This is a genomic window from Methanocella sp. MCL-LM (assembly GCF_049676595.1).
GTDB lineage: Archaea > Halobacteriota > Methanocellia > Methanocellales > Methanocellaceae > Methanocella_A.
The window spans coordinates 2,568,682-2,587,777 of record NZ_CP187259.1; the positions used below are offsets into that span (position 1 = coordinate 2,568,682).

23 protein-coding genes are annotated in these 19,096 nt (G+C 54.8%); 15 read left to right on the plus strand and 8 right to left on the minus strand.

Translation table 11 applies throughout. The features are described from left to right. The first annotated feature begins 132 nt into the window (after positions 1–132). The 5 genes from mptA to ACPLPM_RS13155 all read left to right on the plus strand — a co-directional run bounded on the left by mptA (position 133) and on the right by ACPLPM_RS13155 (position 3,811). Positions 133–1,071, plus strand: a complete 939-nt coding sequence (mptA, locus tag ACPLPM_RS13135) for a GTP cyclohydrolase MptA (protein WP_424357227.1) — start codon at positions 133–135, stop codon at positions 1,069–1,071. Positions 1,072–1,232: 161 nt separating this feature from the next. Continuing rightward, complete coding sequence (locus ACPLPM_RS13140) at positions 1,233–1,868, plus strand: hypothetical protein (protein ID WP_424357228.1); 636 nt, start codon at positions 1,233–1,235, stop codon at positions 1,866–1,868. A 38-nt stretch (positions 1,869–1,906) separates the two neighbouring features. After that, positions 1,907–2,050, plus strand: a complete 144-nt coding sequence (locus ACPLPM_RS13145; RefSeq protein WP_424357229.1) for a hypothetical protein — start codon at positions 1,907–1,909, stop codon at positions 2,048–2,050. A gap of 5 nt (positions 2,051–2,055) precedes the next feature. Further along, positions 2,056–2,580, plus strand: a complete 525-nt coding sequence (locus tag ACPLPM_RS13150) for a hypothetical protein (RefSeq protein WP_424357230.1) — start codon at positions 2,056–2,058, stop codon at positions 2,578–2,580. Between the two features lie 112 nt (positions 2,581–2,692). Next, on the plus strand, positions 2,693–3,811 hold the full coding sequence (locus ACPLPM_RS13155) for a TIGR04084 family radical SAM/SPASM domain-containing protein (protein WP_424357231.1): 1,119 nt from the start codon (positions 2,693–2,695) through the stop codon (positions 3,809–3,811). Positions 3,812–3,930: 119 nt separating this feature from the next. Here the strand turns inward: ACPLPM_RS13155 and ACPLPM_RS13160 are convergent, their stop codons facing one another. Both ACPLPM_RS13160 and ACPLPM_RS13165 read right to left on the minus strand, forming a co-directional pair. Beyond that, positions 3,931–4,290: a hypothetical protein gene (locus ACPLPM_RS13160; protein WP_424357232.1), complete on the minus strand. Its 360-nt coding sequence runs from the start codon at positions 4,288–4,290 to the stop codon at positions 3,931–3,933. 480 nt (positions 4,291–4,770) lie between these two features. Beyond that, positions 4,771–5,604, minus strand: a complete 834-nt coding sequence (locus tag ACPLPM_RS13165) for a methanogenesis marker 8 protein (protein ID WP_424357233.1) — start codon at positions 5,602–5,604, stop codon at positions 4,771–4,773. A 177-nt stretch (positions 5,605–5,781) separates the two neighbouring features. Between ACPLPM_RS13165 and ACPLPM_RS13170 the strand changes: the two genes are divergently transcribed. Further along, a complete protein-coding gene (locus tag ACPLPM_RS13170) occupies positions 5,782–6,012 on the plus strand; it encodes a ferredoxin (RefSeq protein WP_424357234.1) in 231 nt (76 codons plus the stop codon). 686 nt (positions 6,013–6,698) lie between these two features. On the opposite strand, the gene fhcD is transcribed toward ACPLPM_RS13170, so the two are convergent. Further along, positions 6,699–7,613, minus strand: a complete 915-nt coding sequence (fhcD, locus tag ACPLPM_RS13175) for a formylmethanofuran--tetrahydromethanopterin N-formyltransferase (RefSeq protein ID WP_424357235.1) — start codon at positions 7,611–7,613, stop codon at positions 6,699–6,701. A 213-nt stretch (positions 7,614–7,826) separates the two neighbouring features. On the opposite strand from fhcD, the gene ACPLPM_RS13180 reads away from it, so the two are divergent. Then, positions 7,827–8,441, plus strand: coding sequence for a hypothetical protein (locus ACPLPM_RS13180; RefSeq protein WP_424357236.1), 615 nt, complete (start codon positions 7,827–7,829; stop codon positions 8,439–8,441). 30 nt (positions 8,442–8,471) lie between these two features. Here the strand turns inward: ACPLPM_RS13180 and ACPLPM_RS13185 are convergent, their stop codons facing one another. Together ACPLPM_RS13185 and ACPLPM_RS13190 are read right to left on the minus strand one after the other, a co-directional pair. Beyond that, positions 8,472–8,807, minus strand: coding sequence for a hypothetical protein (locus ACPLPM_RS13185; protein ID WP_424357237.1), 336 nt, complete (start codon positions 8,805–8,807; stop codon positions 8,472–8,474). A 230-nt stretch (positions 8,808–9,037) separates the two neighbouring features. Next, positions 9,038–9,388, minus strand: a complete 351-nt coding sequence (locus tag ACPLPM_RS13190) for a hypothetical protein (protein ID WP_424357238.1) — start codon at positions 9,386–9,388, stop codon at positions 9,038–9,040. A gap of 253 nt (positions 9,389–9,641) precedes the next feature. On the opposite strand from ACPLPM_RS13190, the gene ACPLPM_RS13195 reads away from it, so the two are divergent. The 5 genes from ACPLPM_RS13195 (at position 9,642) to ACPLPM_RS13215 (ending at position 13,962) form a co-directional block, all read left to right on the plus strand. Next, complete coding sequence (locus tag ACPLPM_RS13195; RefSeq protein WP_424357239.1) at positions 9,642–10,565, plus strand: ABC transporter ATP-binding protein; 924 nt, start codon at positions 9,642–9,644, stop codon at positions 10,563–10,565. Next, positions 10,562–11,362 carry an ABC transporter permease subunit gene (locus ACPLPM_RS13200; protein WP_424357240.1) on the plus strand — a complete coding sequence of 267 codons (801 nt, stop codon included), beginning with the start codon at positions 10,562–10,564 and terminating at the stop codon, positions 11,360–11,362. The genes ACPLPM_RS13195 and ACPLPM_RS13200 overlap by 4 nt, the downstream gene beginning before the upstream one ends. 82 nt (positions 11,363–11,444) lie before the next feature. Further along, positions 11,445–12,146 carry a class I SAM-dependent methyltransferase gene (locus ACPLPM_RS13205; RefSeq protein WP_424357241.1) on the plus strand — a complete coding sequence of 234 codons (702 nt, stop codon included), beginning with the start codon at positions 11,445–11,447 and terminating at the stop codon, positions 12,144–12,146. A gap of 105 nt (positions 12,147–12,251) precedes the next feature. Continuing rightward, positions 12,252–13,184 carry an ATP-binding cassette domain-containing protein gene (locus ACPLPM_RS13210; RefSeq protein WP_424359988.1) on the plus strand — a complete coding sequence of 311 codons (933 nt, stop codon included), beginning with the start codon at positions 12,252–12,254 and terminating at the stop codon, positions 13,182–13,184. Next, complete coding sequence (locus ACPLPM_RS13215; protein WP_424357242.1) at positions 13,174–13,962, plus strand: ABC transporter permease subunit; 789 nt, start codon at positions 13,174–13,176, stop codon at positions 13,960–13,962. Before ACPLPM_RS13210 ends, ACPLPM_RS13215 begins: the two co-directional genes overlap by 11 nt. Before the next feature lie 274 nt (positions 13,963–14,236). Here the strand turns inward: ACPLPM_RS13215 and ACPLPM_RS13220 are convergent, their stop codons facing one another. Both ACPLPM_RS13220 and ACPLPM_RS13225 read right to left on the minus strand, forming a co-directional pair. Next, positions 14,237–15,223, minus strand: a complete 987-nt coding sequence (locus tag ACPLPM_RS13220) for a (Fe-S)-binding protein (RefSeq protein ID WP_424357243.1) — start codon at positions 15,221–15,223, stop codon at positions 14,237–14,239. After that, on the minus strand, positions 15,220–16,197 hold the full coding sequence (locus ACPLPM_RS13225; RefSeq protein WP_424357244.1) for an FAD-dependent oxidoreductase: 978 nt from the start codon (positions 16,195–16,197) through the stop codon (positions 15,220–15,222). Before ACPLPM_RS13225 ends, ACPLPM_RS13220 begins: the two co-directional genes overlap by 4 nt. Positions 16,198–16,394: 197 nt before the next feature. Between ACPLPM_RS13225 and ACPLPM_RS13230 the strand changes: the two genes are divergently transcribed. The 3 genes from ACPLPM_RS13230 (at position 16,395) to ACPLPM_RS13240 (ending at position 17,855) form a co-directional block, all read left to right on the plus strand. Continuing rightward, entirely contained in the window at positions 16,395–16,574 is a 180-nt protein-coding gene (locus ACPLPM_RS13230) for a hypothetical protein (protein WP_424357245.1), read from the plus strand. 6 nt (positions 16,575–16,580) lie between these two features. After that, positions 16,581–17,426, plus strand: a complete 846-nt coding sequence (locus ACPLPM_RS13235; protein WP_424357246.1) for a UV damage endonuclease UvsE — start codon at positions 16,581–16,583, stop codon at positions 17,424–17,426. Between the two features lie 69 nt (positions 17,427–17,495). Further along, positions 17,496–17,855 carry a hypothetical protein gene (locus ACPLPM_RS13240; protein ID WP_424357247.1) on the plus strand — a complete coding sequence of 120 codons (360 nt, stop codon included), beginning with the start codon at positions 17,496–17,498 and terminating at the stop codon, positions 17,853–17,855. Positions 17,856–17,907: 52 nt separating this feature from the next. Here ACPLPM_RS13240 and ACPLPM_RS13245 read toward each other — a convergent pair whose 3' ends face one another. Next, positions 17,908–19,020: a pyridoxal phosphate-dependent aminotransferase gene (locus ACPLPM_RS13245; protein ID WP_424357248.1), complete on the minus strand. Its 1,113-nt coding sequence runs from the start codon at positions 19,018–19,020 to the stop codon at positions 17,908–17,910. Positions 19,021–19,096: the final 76 nt, after the last annotated feature.

Genomic DNA, 19,096 nt, shown 5'->3' on the forward strand with positions numbered 1-19,096 from the left:
TAATGGCCTGGCACTGCAAGACTGGATAAGCAGCCGCAACAGGTAATCCTGGATACTGTCCTGGCCGGCTTGTCCGGCCAGCAGAAACTTATTAATGAGATAAAAAGGATATGTTTACATCTTCATGCAGAGATGATCATCATGATTTTACCGGATGTACAGGCCACGAAATCTGAAGTGGCGATCAACCTGTCCCGCGTGGGCGTCACGAACGTGAAAAAGCTCGTGAAGGTAGCCCGGCCCGACAAGAGGCCCATTATTCTCATCTCCACTTTCAACATGTACGTGGATCTTCCGTCAGAGAGGCGGGGCGCGAACCTTTCCCGGAACTTCGAGGTTATCGATGAAGTGCTGGAAGACATGGTGAAGTCTCCCGTCTACGAGATCGAGGACCTTTGCGGCGAAGTAGCCCGGCGGCTGCTGAAGCGCCACGAGTATGCGACCCGCTCGGAAGTAAACATGGACAGCGAGCTTATTGTCAAGCGGAAGACCCCTCAGACCCAGATGCAATCCCAGAAAGTAGTTAAGGTCTTCGCCAAGGCGATTGCCGAGAGAGGAGAGGAAATCAAGGTCCGCAAAGTCATCGGCTCCGAAGTGATCGGCATTACCGCATGTCCCTGTGCCCAGGAGATCATGCGTGTCTCCGCCGAGACCGAGCTGCAGAAGCTCGGCGTTCCGCAGGACAAGATCGACGCGTTTCTGAAGAAGATACCCATGGCCACTCACAACCAGCGTGGCAGAGGCATCGTCTCTATCGAAACCTCCGGCGACAACGAAGTGTCGCTGAACAAGCTGATCGAAATCATCGAGCACTCCATGAGTACCATGAGCTTCGAGCTGCTCAAGCGCGGGGACGAATACGAAGTCGTCCGCAACGCCCACGCCAACCCCAAGTTCGTCGAGGACTGCGTGAGGGATATGGCCCAGCGGGTGGTCACTGAGTTCAAGGACCTTCCAGATGATGCAGTGGTCAAGATCAAGCAGATCAACGAGGAGAGCATCCACCAGCACAACGCGTTTGCCGAGCTCTCGACTACGATGGGCAAGCTCCGCACTGAGATCGGGGAATAAGATCCCTCGGCCCGGATGCGGGGACACATCAGCGCCTGCGACCTTGCAGGCACTTTTTTATTCTGACTGTCTGTTTTCACCGCAGTAGCCTGCCTTTTTAAATTCAGAGCTTTACCTTTGATCAGATAAAGCTCAAATATGTGCAGCATCAAGTTTCGACCATGCGAACTCTGACTGTGGCTCTAACTCGGGCGCTTGTTGTGGCAGTGCTCCTGCTTATCGTATCGGCGCCGCTGGCAGCGGCAGATGAACCCACCATACCCCTCAATAAGGATCAGCGGATTTCGGATAACATCAACGCTCACCTTATCCAGGTCGTAGTGAAGGGTGCACCCATCAGCAACGAGTACTGGGTAGAGGGCGACCCCGGGAACTACATCTGGCCAACTCTGTACTACTATTATGAGAATAAAGGCTCTGCTGCTGAAACGGGCCACCTCACAGTCAGGTTTACCGATGATAAGGGAGACGAGTACAAGATCTCCGACGCAGGTACGCTGGACAGGATCGACCCGGGACAGAGGACCGGTGAACGGACCCTGAATGTCGGCATACCGAAGGACAGGAAGGTAGTGCGGATGACGGTTGTCAAGGGCTTTGACGAGTACCCGTATGAGCTGACATATGCTACCGCTACTGCTACCCAGACAACGACTCCGACCGGCACCACCACCCAGCCCGCCGGCACTAGCACTCCGACCAGGTTTTGTCTTGGCTCGTGGGCTCTGCCCCTCTTCATCGGCGGCGTGGTAATACTGGGAACCGGCCTGCGCTTCAGCAGGTACGGCAGAAAGTGAGCCCGCAGGTGCTCACTTTCATTTTTCCGGAGCAGTGCATGCCATCCAATCCCGTTTACGTGTTGCTCATCGCAGCCGTACTATTCATCGTGCTGATGACTATCGCCGTCATCCTGACCTACTTTGCTCTGAAGTACCTCGCCGACTATAACGCTACTTTAAAGAAACTAAGCCGGCGCTGAGTACCTTGACGGAAATTTGCTACTCAGGCGAGCTTGAAAAATTATTAACACGGACGCCTTCGCTGCGGACGAGAATTGAAATCGTCACCGCCTTCTTTCCCGAGCTGGACCTGATTCGGTTCGGAAGAGCATCAAAAAGTGCTTACTATGACCCTCGGAGCGGCACTATCCGGCTGACCGGCCGCAGCAGTCCGTATGTGATCGGGCACGAGATCACCCACCTCATGCAGGACGGCAAATTTTTACCCGGGGGAATTACCCCGTATCCAAAGGGCGAGCGATCATGCGACCTGTACCTGTTCGCCCGGAGCCCGTTCCTCGTGGCCGACGTATGGGATGCCAGAGACAGCTGCTACCTGGGAAAAGGCTTCCGGACTGCCCGGCTTAGAGATCGTTTTACGAAAGCAGAAGGCCAGCAGATGCTCCACGACGTCTGTGTGGAGGCAATAAGGCTCCGCGAAGGGGGCAAGCGTGATTATATCAGCTGGGCGGAGCAGGCTATCGCCGAGCGGATATTCCAGGGATATTGAAACACTTTCCCCTTTCCGATTTGCAATTCTAAATCCTGGCAATCCTTTTCCTGAACTTCGATACGCTTAAATACCGGCATGGCTAATTCGGTATCCTGTCACCGGTGGGACCATGAACTATTTCATTACTCTGACCACGGGCTGCGATCTCGAATGCAGGTACTGCTACGGAGAGTGCTGCGACGATTTCGACGATTACGACGACGGGCTGGACTATGACTATTTCCTGCCTCAGACGATCTCCTACCCCACTGAAGTACTGAAGCAGTTTATCGCGCAGGACCCGGACAGGACTGTCATTTTCTACGGCGGCGAACCTCTCTTAGAGCTGCCGAAGATGCTGGAGCTCATGGATGAGCTGCCGGCCCGGCGCTTTTTGCTCCACACCAACGGTACAATGCTCGACAGGGTGCCCGCTGAGTACCTTAACCGGTTACATACGATTTCCATTTCCATCGATGGCAACAGGGAGACCACCGATTTCTACCGCGGCAGTGGCGTCTACGATAAGATTACAGCGAACGCCAGGGTAACCCGAAGCAAGGGCTTTACAGGCGAGATCATCGCGCGGATGACGGTCATGGAGGAGACGGACATCTACAAGCAGGTGATGTACTTGCTCGACAATCAGGAGTTCTCCTTCCCGGGCGTTCACTGGCAGATAAACGCGCTCTTCTGGCGCAACGACAGGAAAAAGCGGAACTTCCCCCAGTGGGTCGCTGACAGCTATAACCCGGGCATTACACGCTTAGTCTGGGAATGGCTTCGGGTCATGAGGGACGAGGGCCGCGTGTTAAAAATGTACCCCTTTATCGGAGTCATGCAATCTCTACTCCTGGGCGAGCACACGCAGCTCCGTTGCGGAGCCGGCTGGGCAGAGTACAACGTTCAAACCGACGGCAACCTGTCCCCCTGCCCGGTGATGTCGGGGATGAAGGACTTCTACGCAGGTCACATAGCCGAAGGCCACGACAGCATCAGGGAGATACAGATCAGCGGCAGATGCGCCAAATGCAATATCAGAGGCATCTGCGGCGGCCGGTGCCTGTATGCCAACGTCACCATGAAGTGGGGTGACGATGGCTTCGACGAGGTCTGCGGCACGATCAGGCACCTGATCGGCGAGCTGCAACAAGCGTTGCCTGAAGTGAGGCGGCTCATCGCAGAGGGGCGGATTCAGATGAGCGACTTCGAGCACATGCGCTACAATAGCTGCGAGATCATACCCTGATGTATCAAATATACTGGTGAATGTGGACGAACGCTGCGCTGTGTTGCTGTCTCGAGTAGCCTGTGCAACCAGGCGAGGCACAGCATATCATGCACAATTTCGTCGACACGGATGTACTTTCAGCCCATGAACACGAACGGGCTGTTGAGACACCCGTACATGGGACCTGTCACTACAGGATAGTTAGGCCCGTGGAACGGGAAGGAGTAGCCGTAGTTCAGGAACATGGCATTTTCAGGGTCCCCATAGATTACGGACGGTTCAGGTATGCCGTAGGGATAGTTGGCAGGATTTTCGTATATTGCCCCGGATGGCAGGCCGTAGTTGTGGCCGACGTAATAAGGTACTCCGGTGCCATAGGCCATAGTGTACGGGTATTCGTAGCCCCAGGTGGTCGCGGCAGGGCATTCTTTCAGCCTCGCGATCTTAACGGCCTCCGGGCCTCGCAGTGCCGGGTCGCAGTCGTCTACTTCTGCCACGGCATAATTTGACGCAGCAATCGGGCTGATACATATAAGCATGGCTAACAGTAAGGGTATTATTGTCCACCTCATCTTACCTCTCCCGGTATAACTCTGGCTGGCCAGGATAAATCGGTGATTTACCATTTCGACGGCAATAGGCCTGCGGTAGAAGGTTAAAAACGACATAGGGTTAAAATGGGGAGCAGACGGCGGCGGCAGCAGCAGCAGCAGTGCTGCCTGCATGTAATTCCATGAAAATTGGACAGTGTTCGGCGCCAGGCCGCCTTGTTCTTAGTTCGCAATATGCAAGGATTCGACCCTTCGGTCGCGTCGGCGCAAAGACGCAACGACGCAAAGTTTTTCGTGTTATTCCTTTGCGTCGTTGCGTCTTTGCGCCTTTGCGATTTAAAACCGAGGCCTTCCGAGGCCGGGCCAATCCCATTTCACATATCCACTACTTGAAAGGCCCGTTTTGATGACCGAATCAATCGGAGCTTAAAGCAGCTTGTCGGGCTGCGGTGCATCCGGCTTGTGCTCGGCTTTCTTTCCGGTGGCTCTGAGGCGGGTTTCGATGACCTGCCTGCCCCGGGCGGTAATACCGAAGATGGGTACGGAGTCCCCGACATAGTAAACCTGCTTGCCGTGGCCGATGCCGCGGATGTGCTTCGAAGCGCAGCCCGTCGCGATGTCTGCGTAGTTGAAGACCTCGACGGCCTCGTCTTCGGACATGCCGGACGTATGCACGACGAAAGTGTACAGGTTGACGCCTGGATGCGCTTTTTCAAGTTCCTTGATCTTCTTCGCCTGGGAGCCTTTGGCGACTGACACAGCAATATTCTTATAGCCCATCTCTATGGCCTTCCTGGCTCCGGCGATCTGGTCGATCCTGGCAGTTTCGGGCTCCAGCACACGCTCTTTACCGATCCGCTCCGAGAGCTCGGGAATCGGAGTGGTGCTGACCAGGCCTGAGACTCTTCCGCCGATGCCCTGCACCATGTCGGGCTCGTCTAAAACGACCGTTCCGGCGCCTTCGCACACAATTACGGCAGCGTCCATCATACCCTGGGCCATGGCGGTGCTGATCATTTCCGAGACTCCGAAGGACAGGTAATCCCTCATCCGCAGCTTCCGGTTGGCCTTACACATGCCGAAATCGTCAACCCGGAACTGCATGTTCTTGCGGATCTCCTCTTTGGTTAATTCCTTGATGCCTCTGAACTTATCGAAAATCGGACAGTATTTGAGCTCCGGCTCTCCCACTTCCACAACCTTTCCATCCCTGATAACGACGCGGGCCTTGCCCAGCGCCTCCATGACATGCTCGTCCATTTGTGTACCTCTTCTTAATTACGTTAAACTGATATATTTCAATATTATATACTTTGACTCTGATTAAAATTCGGGGCATGTGGAAAAGGCGCCGGCATATGCCCGTGAAAAGTCGGACATCACTAAAACAGGCCAGCTTTTAAATACGCACGCCGCGAAATTTCAGGAGGGATGATCATGGTAATTCCAGTCGTAGACAAGGAACTCTGCATTTCATGCGGCAACTGCATCGATATCTGTCCGGACGTGTTCAACTGGGACGCAGATGACAAGGCAGAGGTCATAGACCCCAACGGTTGCGGGACCAAGTGCCCTGACTGCCAGGAAGCGGCCGACTCCTGCCCGACCAACGCCATCGTGATCCAGGAAGGCGGCGGCGCAGAGGCAAGCGAAGCAGCTGGCCAGTAATTTTTTTCATAAGGCCCCTATGGCATAATTCACCGCTGCAACACTGCCAATGATGACGACAACTGGAAACACAATATTTCCACCACAGCGGCACGGCTGCACGGCTCTTCACCTGACAACTGGAAAACAGAGGTTCTAACCACGGCGGCACAGCGACACGGAGACAAAGCGGGAAACGATTGCAGGATCTAATAATCTAACCACGGCGGCACAGCGACACGGAGACAACCGTACTCGAATAGCAAGGCTCCTTTTTTATTGATCTACGGCGACACGGCGGGCTGACGGCACTGGGACAATCCTTCTCTTGTTAATATACTGGAGAAACCAGGAATCACTATAGAAAGTAGTTTACCGGCTTTGTGATCATGAGGATCTACTGAAACACCTGGCCAGTAAACCGTTTTTGGTTAATGGGCTGTCTCCGTGCCGCCGTGGACATAAAAAGAGTTCGGTATTACCGGTTCGCCATTGTCGCTGTGCCGCTGTGCCGCCGTGGTTCTATTTACCATCTGGTTGTAGTAGATCGTACTGTCTCTGTGTCGCTGTGCCGCCGTGGTTCAAACATCCGATTCCCAGTTGCCAGAATAAGGAGCGGTGCCGCCGTGGTTGAAATACAAATGCTGTGTCTGTCGTGGTTAATTTAATAAAAAGAGAAGAGTCAGGGGTGGCCCCCTGATCCTATTTTACTGGAGCAGCTTGGTGAGCTCGAACTTGTAGGGTCCGAGTTTGCCGCCGTAGTTGCCTGCGGAGATCTTGACGACGCCCGGGATGGTGCAGGCCGCCTTGATGCCCACGGTCATGGCCTTGGCTACGGTTGCCTCGTCGATACCGTCGATGACGATCTCGTACGCTGCGTTGACGTTGGCCGGCATCTGGGTGTCCTCGACCTTGCTCTTCAGGGTCGGGGCCATCTTGTGGTTGGTGGATGCCTTCATGAACTTGCTGTACTTGAGAGAGCCGACCTTGCTGCCGGAAGCGACGATGCCGCCGGGGAACGGCATGATGCAGCCCTCGACCTGGTTGATCGCGTCGACTGCTGCCTGTGCACCCATCAGCGCAGAGCCCTGGGTTTCGCCCATGATGAAGAAGTTGCCGCCTGCGACACCCTTCTGAACGCCGTACTCCTCTTCGCAGATGAAGTCGCCTTCCATGATGGGGATGGCATAGACGTTCCTGCCGCCGACGACCTGCTTGGACTCGAAGCCGTCACCGAAGAAGTGCAGCTTGACGTCGACCTTCTTTTCGAGGGTCTTGTCTTCCATGCGCTCGAAGGGCAGCCAGTTGAAGACTGCGGTGGTCGGAGCGGTCAGGACGCATTCGCCGAGCCTCTCGACGAGCTGTTCCTTGACGTGGTCCTTCTTGGGGTGGCAGATCATGATGACGTAGCCCGGCCTGCCGTCCGGAGTCTTAGTAGACGGGACAAAGCAGTCGATGCCTGCCTCTGCGGGGCAGCCGATGACGGACGTACCGAAGCCGGTTGCCTCAGTTGCTGCGATCCTCGCGTAGTACTCAGTCGCTGCAGTGATCAGTACTCTCGATACCTGGATCGGGAATGCCTCTGCGTAGGTTTCCTCGATCTCGACGTTGTTGATCTTCATGTATAATCTCCTCCCGGTTAAAAACTTATAGAGTAATAGCTTTTAGGTTATATCTATCTTTCCATATATGGAAAAAGGAGTACGGTAGGCAGGAACATCTGGCCGGAAGAATTTTATCGCAGGGCTCATTCGGTCGATTTTACTGCCGGAGCCACCACATACCGTGATAATGTGCACATATCCATTAGTGCAGGTAGAAGGAAGCTAGCTGGCATGAGATGGGGGTTATTAAAAACGGTAAGGGCGGGGTTGGCCGTCCTGTTGTTAACCACCGTGATGCTGCCGGTAATCGTGAGCCTTTGCACGTGCGAAACCGATGCCAGAGCCGATTTTTCCACCTGGGCAAACAGGAGTACGAGACTGCTGGAGCCGGCTGACTATAATACGAACGGCACGTGCGCATGCCAGATGTGCAGCTGGAAGGGCGTACAGGGGATAGGGAACGTCGGTATAGGGGATGGCAACATATCTACTATCACGAATAACACTACCAAAGATGAAACGCTCTACCCGGACTACGACTTACAGGGCGTGGTCACCGTGGATAACTCGCCGTACCCGGATGTGAACCGAATGTCGATAGAAACGGATGATGCAGCAAACGGAACAGCGGGTAATTCGACCGGTGACAGTACCGGCAGAGAAGTAACCTCCGGCCTAAAAATCGGCGGAGAGCCGGGAGTATTCACTTATGGCAGCCCTTATCCGGGAATCATGAACGAATACCCTGTGGAGGCAGCTGCAGTTTATGGAAAGCTGACAGGGCTCAGGATGCCAGATGGCAGAAGTGTGAGCATCGGGATTAAATCGATAGGGTACGAATACTAGATACCCAAACCGTACCCGTCAAACCATTTTTTAGATCAGATCGTTGGTCAGCGGGGCGGTAATGTCCCTGAACCAGTGGACGTATAATACGGCTTCTGGATCCCATTCGCTATTGTGGGCTGCTTTCCAGCTCGAGATAAAATCGGCGGATGTGGAATGGCCATCCGTAGTGTGGTAGTACCGTGAGATCATGTTCAGGGTTCTTTCGCTTACGTCGATAAGCTCGAACGTTCTGCCATTTATGGAGAATTTATCTCCGGCCTTGCCGCACGGGTGATCTTTGAACACGAAGGTTTTCCCTTCGCCCAGTACTTCGGATACCTCGTCCGGCGTGAGATGCATATTTACAGTGCCCATCTTGATCATCCCTCCACTTTGAGGTTTGCAGATGCCGGGTATTTGAGGATTATCCGCAAAAATGCTTAAAAAGGAAGGTATTACCGGGCGTTACACGGATTTGGTACCGTCCTGAACAATATAGTACGTATGATGATAAGAATGGTGGAAAAAATGACCGGATGCATCAGCCATCAGGCAGGATGGCCGGCAGTCGCAACCGGCATCGGAATGGCCATGCGTGACATCGCCCGATCGCTTCATGCAGCGGATACGAAGTCGTTAAAGAAGTACGACCGGTCCATCACCAGGCTTTCTGCGCTGGTCTGAGCAATGGTCGGATTCGCCGAAATCCAGCGGAAGCCGGGGCCTGCATCTGCCGATGCCAGAGAGATAGCCAGACTTTTTGTGCCCGTATACGCCAGTGTGCTCTTGTTGAAAGCGTTGATTATGTAAGACCCCTGGGAGAATGGTGCTGCCAGGGTGAATCCGGGCCCTATGGCATAGGGAATTCCGATGTTGACTGGAACGGCAACCTCTGCGCAAGCCGCCTGCGTGAAGCAGGCCAGTGCCAGCGCTAACACTAGATAAATGATCGCTATCCTCATCATTAACGAACCTCTTAACCCGGAACAGTAATTCTCCCGCAGGTTGATAAGCATTATTATAAATTTGGCTGGTTTGCCCTTTTTATGAATATTTATGAAACAGTATATTTATAGATAAGGGCGGCAGAAATTTACTGGCCTGCCCGGTTTCTGCGGTGCGCTTGTTCTCGGGCCGGCTTGCCGATGCCGGTTGTAAGCCACAAAACGTATTATGTATCAACGCTTAACTGTCGGTATTCTGGTACCGGTGATCGGTGTGATTGAGACAAAAGATTTATCGCGCTCCTTTGGCAGCGTGACAGTAGTAGACCGTTTGAATATGTCGATTCCTTCCGGAGAGGTGTTCGGGTTCCTGGGGCCTAACGGCGCCGGGAAGACTACCACGGTCAGGATGCTCGCGTGCCTCATAAAGCCGAGCAGCGGAACGGCCACCATCGATGGCCTGGACGTAACAGACGAGAAGGACGCCATGCGGGTGCGCAGCCAGGTGGGGATGCTGACGGAAACACCGGGCCTGTACGACACGCTGAGCGCTTATAAAAACCTGAGATTTTACGGCAGGCTGTACGACGTTCCTGAGCCGAGGCTGAACGATCGTATCGAGCACTATCTCAAGTTGATGGGACTGTGGGAAAAGCGGGACCAGGCAGTGGGCGGATACTCCAAGGGTATGAGGCAGAAGATCGCCATCGCCCGGTGCCTGCTGCACGACCCGAAGGTACTCTTCCTCGACGAGCCGACTTCCGGCCTCGACCCGGAAGCGTCGCACCTGGTCAGGGACTTCATCTCGGACCTGAAAAAGGAAGGCAGGACCATTTTCCTCTGCACCCACAACCTGGACGAGGCAGACAGGCTCTGCGACCGGATAGGCATCTTCAAAGGGCACCTGCTAAGCGTGGACTCTCCTTCCCGTCTTAAGGATGCGCTGTACGGCCGGCACGTGCTGGTTAAGCTGAAGGAAGTTACCCCGAAGTTTGTGGAAACTGTGAAAGCGCAAAGTTTCGTCGGCGGAGTTGACGTGAACGGCAGAGAACTAAAGATTAGTGTCAATTCGCCGGAGTCCGATAACCCGGTGCTGGTACGGGCGCTGGTCGCCGTCGGCGCAGATATCCAGAGCGTCTCAGAGGCGAGCAGGTCGCTGGAAGACGTGTACTTTAACATCATGGGGGTGAAGCAGTGAACAAGATTCAGCTGATCATAGAGAAAGAGTTCGAAGAGATCATGAAGAACAAGATTATCCTGTTCTCAATACTCTTCATGCCGCTGATCTTCTCGGTTTTCATACCGATGGCCATGCTCGTCCCGATGATCATGTCTCCGGACGAGTTCAACCAGTCGATGAACACCACGACCGGGCCAATAGGCACTAGTGGCGGCATCTCGAGCATGACTACTCAGGAAGGCATAATCTCGTTCATGGTTACGGCGACGCTGCCGTTCTTCATGATGCTGCCGGCCATGCTGCCCACGATTATCTCTTCGTACAGCATTATAGGAGAGAAGAAAAACCGCACGCTGGAACCCCTGCTGGCCGCTCCGATATCCGTTCAGGACATCATGATCGGCAAGGCCATTTCAGCTCTGGTGCCCGCGCTGGTCGCTACCTGGATTGCTGCGGCCATCTACGCGGTCGTAGTCTGGCTTCTGACCAACAACATAGTTCACCGGGTGCTGGTACCCGACATGATATGGCTGATAGGCCTGTTCATCCTCGGACCCCTCCTGGCTTTCCTCGGCGTGATGATCACGGTCATCATTTCGGCCCGAGTGAGCGATCCGAGAACTGCGCAGCAGATCAGTGTCGTCCTGATCCTGCCCCTGGTAGGTATCTTCATTGCCCAGCTGGCCGGCTTCATGCTGCTGGACACGAAGCTTATCCTGATCATCTGCGTGATCGTGCTGGTTATCGACCTCGCAGTGATAAGGATTGGCAGCAAGCTGTTCGACAGAGAAGAGATTCTCACCCGGTGGAGGTAACCCCGTAAAATCCCCGGGGTTTCTTTTTTTGCCCCGGGCAAGATGGTGAACTGCGGTCGACACTGCCGACCGCGGGAGAACCATGGGGGACGATAACGGCCGGCGATACTTTGACTACCTCGCGTTCTACAACCACTTCCGCAGCCCCCCGGACGTGCTCAAGCAGCACCAGTCATTGTTTTTAGATTGCTTCGGCGGATGTCATAACGTTCTCGACATCGGGTGCGGCAGGGGAGAGTTTCTGGAAGTGCTGCGGGATGCCGGCATACCGGCGACAGGGGTAGATATGGACCCGGACATGGTGAGGCTGTGCCGAACTCATGGCCTGCAGGTCGAAGAAACTGACGGCGTTTCATACCTGGAGCAACACGAAGGCATCGACGGCATCTTTATGGATCAGGTGATCGAACACCTCGAGCCCCAGTACTTGACCAGATTAATCGGACTTTGCCACTATAAGATGTTGCAGGGTGGCCGCATCGTAGTAAAGACAATCAATCCGCTATCGATCGCCACCTTCACCGACTTTTACCTGGACTTGACCCATACTAACGCCATTCACCCCGAAGCGCTTAAATTTATCATGCGCCACGCGGGCTTTTCGGAGATCGGTATCAAGTACCTCGCCAGGACTCCCGATAGTAAAAGGCTGGAAAAAATCGATGCTGAAGATGAAGTCAGCAAACGGTTTCCAGCTTTCGCCACGTCATATAACAACAATATCGAGATACTGAACAACCTGATCTTCGGCGCCGAGGACTACGCGATCATAGCCCGGAAATAGTGACATAATAGGCATACCTGATAATACGGTTCAGGGATTGGCGGGCATACATACTTTTATTTGTCAATATTTATATATTTAGTGATAGCTTATCATCTTGTGGTCATGGTGATTGAGACTTCGTCGCTCGGCAGACGTTTTGGTAATTCAGCGGCCGTGGAAGGTGTCTCCATCAGCGTCGGAAAAGGCGAAGTCTTCGGATTTTTAGGACCTAACGGCGCCGGTAAGACCACGACCGTGCGAATGCTCACCTGCCTTATCAGCCCTTCAAGTGGTACTGCAACAATATGCGGCTACGATATCAGAGACAGGAAGTCAGCAGCTTTAATCAGGAGACGAGTAGGCATCCTGACCGAGAGCCCCGGCTTTTACGAAACTCTCACAGTCCGAAAAAATCTCCGCTTTTTCGCAGACCTGTACCACGTGGACCGGAGGAAGGCAAACGAGGCTATCGAGAGGTACCTGAAACTCTTCGGCCTGTACGATAAGAAAGACCGGGTGGTCGGAGGCTTTTCCAAAGGCATGCGGCAGAAGCTGGCGCTGATCCGTTGCCTGATGCACGAGCCCGAAGTGTTGTTCCTGGACGAGCCTACCGCAGGCCTTGACCCTGAGTCGGCGAGAGTTGTGAGAGATGCGATCCTGAGCCTGAAAAAGGAGGGCAGGACGATCTTCCTGTGTACCCATAACCTGGACGAGGCAGAGCGGCTTTGCGATACTGTCGCTATCATCAACCGCAGGATCCTCTATGCTGGCAGCCCGGGATCGCTCAAGGACAGCGTATACGGGCGGAAGCTGGTGGTCCGGCTGGAAGAAGTCATCCCTTCGGTTTACAAGGCGGTGTCCCATATGTCCATGGTGGAAGCTATCGAAAAGAATGACGACCGGATTATTCTGCAGGTCAGCGATCCCGACCGGCACTGCCCGGATATTATCAATGAGATTATCCGCGCCGGTGGCAGGATACGTTCAGTAGGTGAGCTGCGGCACTCCATGGAAGATGTATACATCAAGCTGATCGGTGATCGATGTGAACTTTGACGCTGCCACCATCGTGTTCAAAGAGCTGGAAGAGCTGCGGAAGAACAGGTACATCCTGTCTACTATGGCGAGCTTTCCGCTCATCTTCTCGATAGCGATCCCTCTAATCTACCTGCTGACCATACCGATGAACCTGACCAAGGGTGACGTAGCCATGCTATTCGGCCATGTGCCCAACTTCGAAGCCCTGTCGCCCCGCCAGATTGTCGTTTATTTCCTGGTCCAGAGCAATCTGCCGTTCTACCTCCTGATGCCCGGGCTGATGCCCACGCTCATCTCCTCTTACAGCATGGTAGGAGAGAAGAAGAACGGCACGCTGGAGCCTCTGCTGGCAACGCCAGTATCGTCGCAGGACATCCTGTTCGGCAAAACAATGGCCGCCGTCATCCCTGCAGTCCTGATCACCTGGCTCTCGTTCCTGATCTACACGGTGCTCATCGACGTGGCCACCCTGAACTCTTTCGGGTACATCCTGCTGCCCAACGGCATCTGGCTGATCGCAGTTTTCATCACTGCGCCACTGCTCGCCATCCTGTCAGTATACGCCACAGTCCTCGTATCCTCCCGCATGACAGACGTCCGGGCCTCCCAGCAGGTCAGTGCCGTGATCGTCGTACCCATCATGGCCGTGTTCGTACTCCAGCTGTTCGGCATGATCTCGCTGGACATCCTCACGCTGATATTGGTAAGCATAGGGCTGCTGATCCTCGACATAGTCCTGATACGAGCGGGAACCGCGCTCTTCAAGCGGGAAGAAATATTGACAAAATGGGGCTAGACCCTTTTCTGAAAAGCGATCCGGCAAGACGAACGCTGCGCCGTACGTTTCAGATTGCTCAGACGACGTGAGACAGCAACACGAACGCTGCGCTGTGCCAGATCACAGATTACGACAGATGCCACAGATTACACAGATAGCTTCTGGATCAAAAATGATGGATGAATTATCATTAATTCTTAAAGTCGTATCTGTGAAATCAGTGCAATCTGCCAGAATCTGTGATCTGGCACAGCGCAGCGTTCGTATTCCTCCCCAGGGCTCATAGGCACTACTATTTACCATTGAAGCCAAGTGCTTTCGCCAGCACCACAGATAAATCTTCGATCCCAGGCACATCCTCTGACAAATGCACTTTGCACTGGGGGCATGTGGTGATCACGATATCCGGCGCCAGCGCCCTGATATCGTCGACCTTTCTGGCTTTCAGCTGCCTGGACAGCGCAAGATCGTTTCGGCGTACTCCGCCTCCGGCGCCGCAGCACCGGTCCGCTTCGGGCAGCCGCCGGTAATCGTACATGGCGGATAGGATCTGCTCTGCGACGACCATCGTGTACGGGGATACATTTCGGTAGAGGTGGCAGGGGAACTGCAGGGTGGCAACAAGGTCGTCTCTGCTGACGTCCGCGTACATCCGGTGCCGGTCGTACAGGTCGAGATAGTGCAGAATTTCGAACTCGTCCTGGTACTCCAGCAGCGTGGATGTGCACCCGGGGCATGAAGTGATGACGGTTTCTACCCCCTGTGCCCGCAGCATGGCGAGATTTTTCTCGAGCATCTTCCGGGCAAGGTCGAACCTGCCGATGCGGTTTAGCGGCGAGCCGCAGCACACTTCGGGAATGCGGGTGTACTCGATGCCCAGGTAGTCCAGCGTATACTCGACGGCAGCCCCGATGTCACGGAGCCGGTGGTTGGTCAGACATCCCGCAAAATAGGCCACTTTACAGCTTTTTACATCTACATTACACGGTGATGACGGCACGATAGAAGTCCCGTAGGTAGATATGTTCGCCAGCGTCTCGCCGTAGCCAGGAGTGGTCAGCGAGCGGCGCATCCGCTCGATCGCCTTGGTGATCGGAACATTGCGAGGGCATGATGCCACGCACCTGTTACACGTGGTGCAGTTGACGATTTCCTCCGGCAGCACCCCCGATCGATCGAGGTCGAGCGATCGTAGCGAGCTCAGCCTCGACGGGCAGACCGCTTCGCAGAGGCCGCACTTGACGCACATCTCCCCGGTCATCAGTTCTCTGCCACTCATATTGACCCCGCATAGTAGCCTGTCCGTAACGCTTCATACAGTCCAAAGCCGACTGCTACGGCTCCCGCAGCCCGGATAGTCTTACATGGCGCCCGTACTTCAGGCTTCAGCCCGATACCGTGGTACATGAGCGGATGATCGGCGAGGAACCTGAAATCGAAGCCCGAGTCTGCATCGCCGACTACCTGGCCTGTGAAAGGCTCTATCACCCTGTCGCCCTCCATCCGCAAGCCGGTCAGCGGCCCGCCGGTGGCAACGATAAGTTTCGATGCATCGACGGTAAATTCTCGCTTGCCCTTCGTGCCCATGTGACCTCGGATGACACCCTCTACGCCGTCGACCCGGGACATATCCAGCACCGTAATGTCTTTCCGGCTGTCTGCCAGCTTCCTCAGAGCCCCGAGCAGCCGCAGCCCGTGCACGGATGGCGCCGTCACGTACTCGAAGACCTTCGCGCCAGATACCTTTTCGACAGACCTGTGAATCACTTCTGCCCGGGCAATCCCAAGCACCGGCGGCACGAGGATTGCAGGAGCCCTAACATCCTCCAGCGCAGCCGAAAGCAGATCTACAGCTCCATCGTCAGTATCGAGTAGTTTGGCGATCTCGGTACAGGATCGTCCCCTGAACCGGGGAATGTCAAGGGTTCTGGTGCCCGCAGGGGCAGCACCATCGAGCGAGACTACAACGGGCTGTTCACCGTGAAAGTCCATAGTTTCCTGTACCAGCCCCGCTTTAGATGCCACCAGATCAGTCAAGCAGCAGCCTTCTGTGTACCGGCAGCCGGATTCTCTCATCGCACCCAGGAACCACCGATCGACTTCAGGGTCGCGGCATGGGGAAGAAAAGACTCCGCTAGAGATGGCTGTGGCTCCCATACCTGCGGATACAACGATCGTTTTTCCTTTCAGGCGAAGCGCAGCTACCAGCCCTGCCAACCCGGCGCCGATGACCAGGCTGTCACAATCGAGCATTAGAATCCCTGACGACATGCTACCAGCAATACATTCGATAAAGGGTGGCAGGTATTTTCAAGTTTGTGGTAAAACGATGCAGGATAGAGGATAGCCTGGATATCACAATTAAGCGAGAAGCCAATCTGGTCTTTTTCATCCGCATTATCGGTAGGCAAGCATTATTCCCATGCTCGCAGAGTTTTTAGCGTGATATTATGGCATCTGAAAAGGACCCGGGCAGAGTAGAAGGGGGCAGAAAAGCGGCGCGTACGGCCAAGGAGCGTTACGGCAGTGGCTTCCACAGGGAGATCGGCTCCCGGGGAGGCCGCAGTACTTCATCCCGCCATGGTAGCGAGTTTTTCGAGGACATCGGCCGGAAAGGCGGCAAGAGCTGATCAGTATTGAGAATCGGCTTTGCAGCGATACCGTTCGATAAGCGCCTGCTGCCGGTGACCAGTAAGAAGAGCGCCGCCGAAACTGTCGAGCGCTTAAAAGCTGTTGCCCGCTTTGTTTCCCGCCTCGGTATCGACTTCTACCGCATCCCCGCGAACATATCGCCCAGGGAGAGCCTCGAGTCGATCGAGGAAGCGAGGGACGAGATCAGAGCGCTCGGAGACCTGTTCAGGAAGCTTAATATCCGGACATGTTTCCATGTCACGTATTACTGCATCTTGAACAGCCCTAACAGGGAGGTCCTGGAAAAGTCGATCGACGAGCTTCGGTGCCTGCAGCTTTTCGACCGGTACAGCGGAGGCGGTAACCACATTGAGCTACATGCAGGAGGAGCGTATGGTGAGCGGGAAGCCGCTATACAGAGGTTTATAACAGTGGTGACCTCGCTGGAAGAAGACATTTTTAAGCTGCTCCGCCTGGAGAACGAGGAGCACCCGGGCAAGATCGGTACGGTTGCCGAGCTCAGGCAGATCAACAGGGAAACGGATATACCGCTGCTTTTTGACATCGCCCACTACAGGGTCAATCCGCTGGAGGAAAAGCTGCGGGCCCGGGAGATTACCGACAGCTTTCTCTATACCTGGCGAGCCGCCAGTACGTTTCCCGTGCTTCACTATTCCACGACCCTGCCGACCAAAGGCACTCACCTGCCGGTAGACCCATCGGACTTCTGGAGTTTCGTAAAATCGCTTGAAGGCCTGGCGTTTGATATAATGCTGGAGACGAAAGAGAAAGAGAAAGACGTGCTCAAGGTGAAAGCGTGGATAAAGGAACACGCTGCCGTTGTCCAGTAAACCCGTTCGCACTATTGACGCCCCTTATTTTTTATACTTACCATACTAAAGGCTGGATGGGGATGGAACATGAACGTGAAGTTAGTGTCCATGATAGTCTTAGGTATCGCAGTACTTGGGCTGCTGTTGGCTCCTGCTGCGTTGGCATACTCAGATGCGCTGAAAGGTGCGACTGGCGGAGAAAAGGCACAGGCTGCAAGCCCAACGATGAAGGTCTCGCCGATGCCTAAAAAGATCACTCCAACGCCGATCATGAAGATGCAGGTCAGAACATCGAACGCGACGCCCGGGATAAACGAGACGCCACCGGCAAGGCACAGCTATATTCAGGGAGTCCCCAAGTCGGACCTGGGCGAGCCGCTGGGCATAGGTACGCAAAATGTTTCGGCACTGCTGGAGAGGGGCTCCAAGAAGAGACCGACAGAGTAATCAAGCTGGGCTGTCCAAAAGGTGAAGGGGCTAATGCCCCGCTCACCCGATTTTAGCGGAAAACCGTTTTCATTATCGAGACCGCTTTCTCGAGGTTGGGCATCGAGGTCGCGTAGCAGAGTCTCAGATAGCCTTTTCCATACTGGCCGAACGCCGTGCCCGGCGTGCTGATCACGCCCTTATTGATCAGCTCGGCAGCGATGCCGGTTTCGTCCCCGACTTTGGGGAACGCGTAGAAGGCACCCAGGGGTTTCACGCAGTCCACACCCATCCCGTGCAGCTCACGGACCAGGTAGTCCCGTCTTCTCTTGAACTCGTCCCTCATCACGCCCACCGATTCCTGGGGACCGGTTATTGCTGCGAGGGCGGCCTTCTGGGAGATCGAGCAGGCGCAGGCCACCACGTTCTGGTGGACTTTCAGCATCTGCTCCGTGTATTCCGGCCTCGCAGCGATGTAGCCGATGCGCCAGCCGGTCATCGCGTAGGTCTTCGACGTGGCGTTTACAGTGATGACGTTATCCGAAAACTGCCCGGGGCTGACGTGGACGCCGTCGTAGATGAAATGCTCGTACACCTCGTCGGAGAGGACTGTGATATCGTGGTCCTCAGCGATTTCTGCGATCGCCTTTACCTCGGCCTTCGACTGGATCATGCCCGTCGGGTTGGACGGAGAGTTAAGCACGATAACCCGGGTCTTTTTAGTGACGTACTCCTTCAGCTTCTCGGGGTCGTACTTCAGCGCGTCCCCGAGCGGCACTCCCACAGGTTTTGCGTCGGCCAGCTTTGTCAGCGTGGCGTAGGATACGAATCCCGGGTCGGGCACGATCACTTCGTCGCCGGAGCCGCACAGCGCCTGTAAGGCGATGTGAATAGCCTCGCTCGCTCCGGCTGTGATCATGATTTCGCCGGGCCCGTAAGTCAGGCCGTTCTCCTTCCTGAACTTGGCCGCCAGCGCTTCCCGCAGCTCCGGTATGCCCATGTTGTGGGTGTAGCCGGTGAAGCCCTCGTTGATCGCCTGGATGGCGGCGGCTTTGATGTGCTGCGGCGTGTCGAAGTCAGGCTGGCCGAGGCCGAGATTGATCGCTCCGGGGCCTGCGCCCTCGAACATCTTGCGTATGCCTGAGATGTTGATCTCCGTGACTCTCTTGTCGAAGTGGATGGCCATGATAGGAATGCCCCAATGTGTTAATGTACGAGTAGCTCGCTATGCGTGAAAAAACTTTCGCAGATAAAGAATATTA

What these genes read in the sequence shown, in the direction of transcription:
- mptA (WP_424357227.1), top strand. Translation starts at nt 133, where the DNA reads ATGATCATCATGATTTTACCGGATGTACAGGCCACGAAATCTGAAGTG.
- ACPLPM_RS13140 (WP_424357228.1), top strand. Translation starts at nt 1,233, where the DNA reads ATGCGAACTCTGACTGTGGCTCTAACTCGGGCGCTTGTTGTGGCAGTG.
- ACPLPM_RS13145 (WP_424357229.1), top strand. Translation starts at nt 1,907, where the DNA reads ATGCCATCCAATCCCGTTTACGTGTTGCTCATCGCAGCCGTACTATTC.
- ACPLPM_RS13155 (WP_424357231.1), top strand. Translation starts at nt 2,693, where the DNA reads ATGAACTATTTCATTACTCTGACCACGGGCTGCGATCTCGAATGCAGG.
- ACPLPM_RS13165 (WP_424357233.1), bottom strand. Translation starts at nt 5,604, where the DNA reads ATGGACGAGCATGTCATGGAGGCGCTGGGCAAGGCCCGCGTCGTTATC.
- ACPLPM_RS13170 (WP_424357234.1), top strand. Translation starts at nt 5,782, where the DNA reads ATGGTAATTCCAGTCGTAGACAAGGAACTCTGCATTTCATGCGGCAAC.
- fhcD (WP_424357235.1), bottom strand. Translation starts at nt 7,613, where the DNA reads ATGAAGATCAACAACGTCGAGATCGAGGAAACCTACGCAGAGGCATTC.
- ACPLPM_RS13180 (WP_424357236.1), top strand. Translation starts at nt 7,827, where the DNA reads ATGAGATGGGGGTTATTAAAAACGGTAAGGGCGGGGTTGGCCGTCCTG.
- ACPLPM_RS13185 (WP_424357237.1), bottom strand. Translation starts at nt 8,807, where the DNA reads ATGATCAAGATGGGCACTGTAAATATGCATCTCACGCCGGACGAGGTA.
- ACPLPM_RS13190 (WP_424357238.1), bottom strand. Translation starts at nt 9,388, where the DNA reads ATGATGAGGATAGCGATCATTTATCTAGTGTTAGCGCTGGCACTGGCC.
- ACPLPM_RS13205 (WP_424357241.1), top strand. Translation starts at nt 11,445, where the DNA reads ATGGGGGACGATAACGGCCGGCGATACTTTGACTACCTCGCGTTCTAC.
- ACPLPM_RS13210 (WP_424359988.1), top strand. Translation starts at nt 12,252, where the DNA reads ATGGTGATTGAGACTTCGTCGCTCGGCAGACGTTTTGGTAATTCAGCG.
- ACPLPM_RS13220 (WP_424357243.1), bottom strand. Translation starts at nt 15,223, where the DNA reads ATGAGTGGCAGAGAACTGATGACCGGGGAGATGTGCGTCAAGTGCGGC.
- ACPLPM_RS13225 (WP_424357244.1), bottom strand. Translation starts at nt 16,197, where the DNA reads ATGCTCGATTGTGACAGCCTGGTCATCGGCGCCGGGTTGGCAGGGCTG.
- ACPLPM_RS13230 (WP_424357245.1), top strand. Translation starts at nt 16,395, where the DNA reads ATGGCATCTGAAAAGGACCCGGGCAGAGTAGAAGGGGGCAGAAAAGCG.
- ACPLPM_RS13240 (WP_424357247.1), top strand. Translation starts at nt 17,496, where the DNA reads ATGAACGTGAAGTTAGTGTCCATGATAGTCTTAGGTATCGCAGTACTT.
- ACPLPM_RS13245 (WP_424357248.1), bottom strand. Translation starts at nt 19,020, where the DNA reads ATGGCCATCCACTTCGACAAGAGAGTCACGGAGATCAACATCTCAGGC.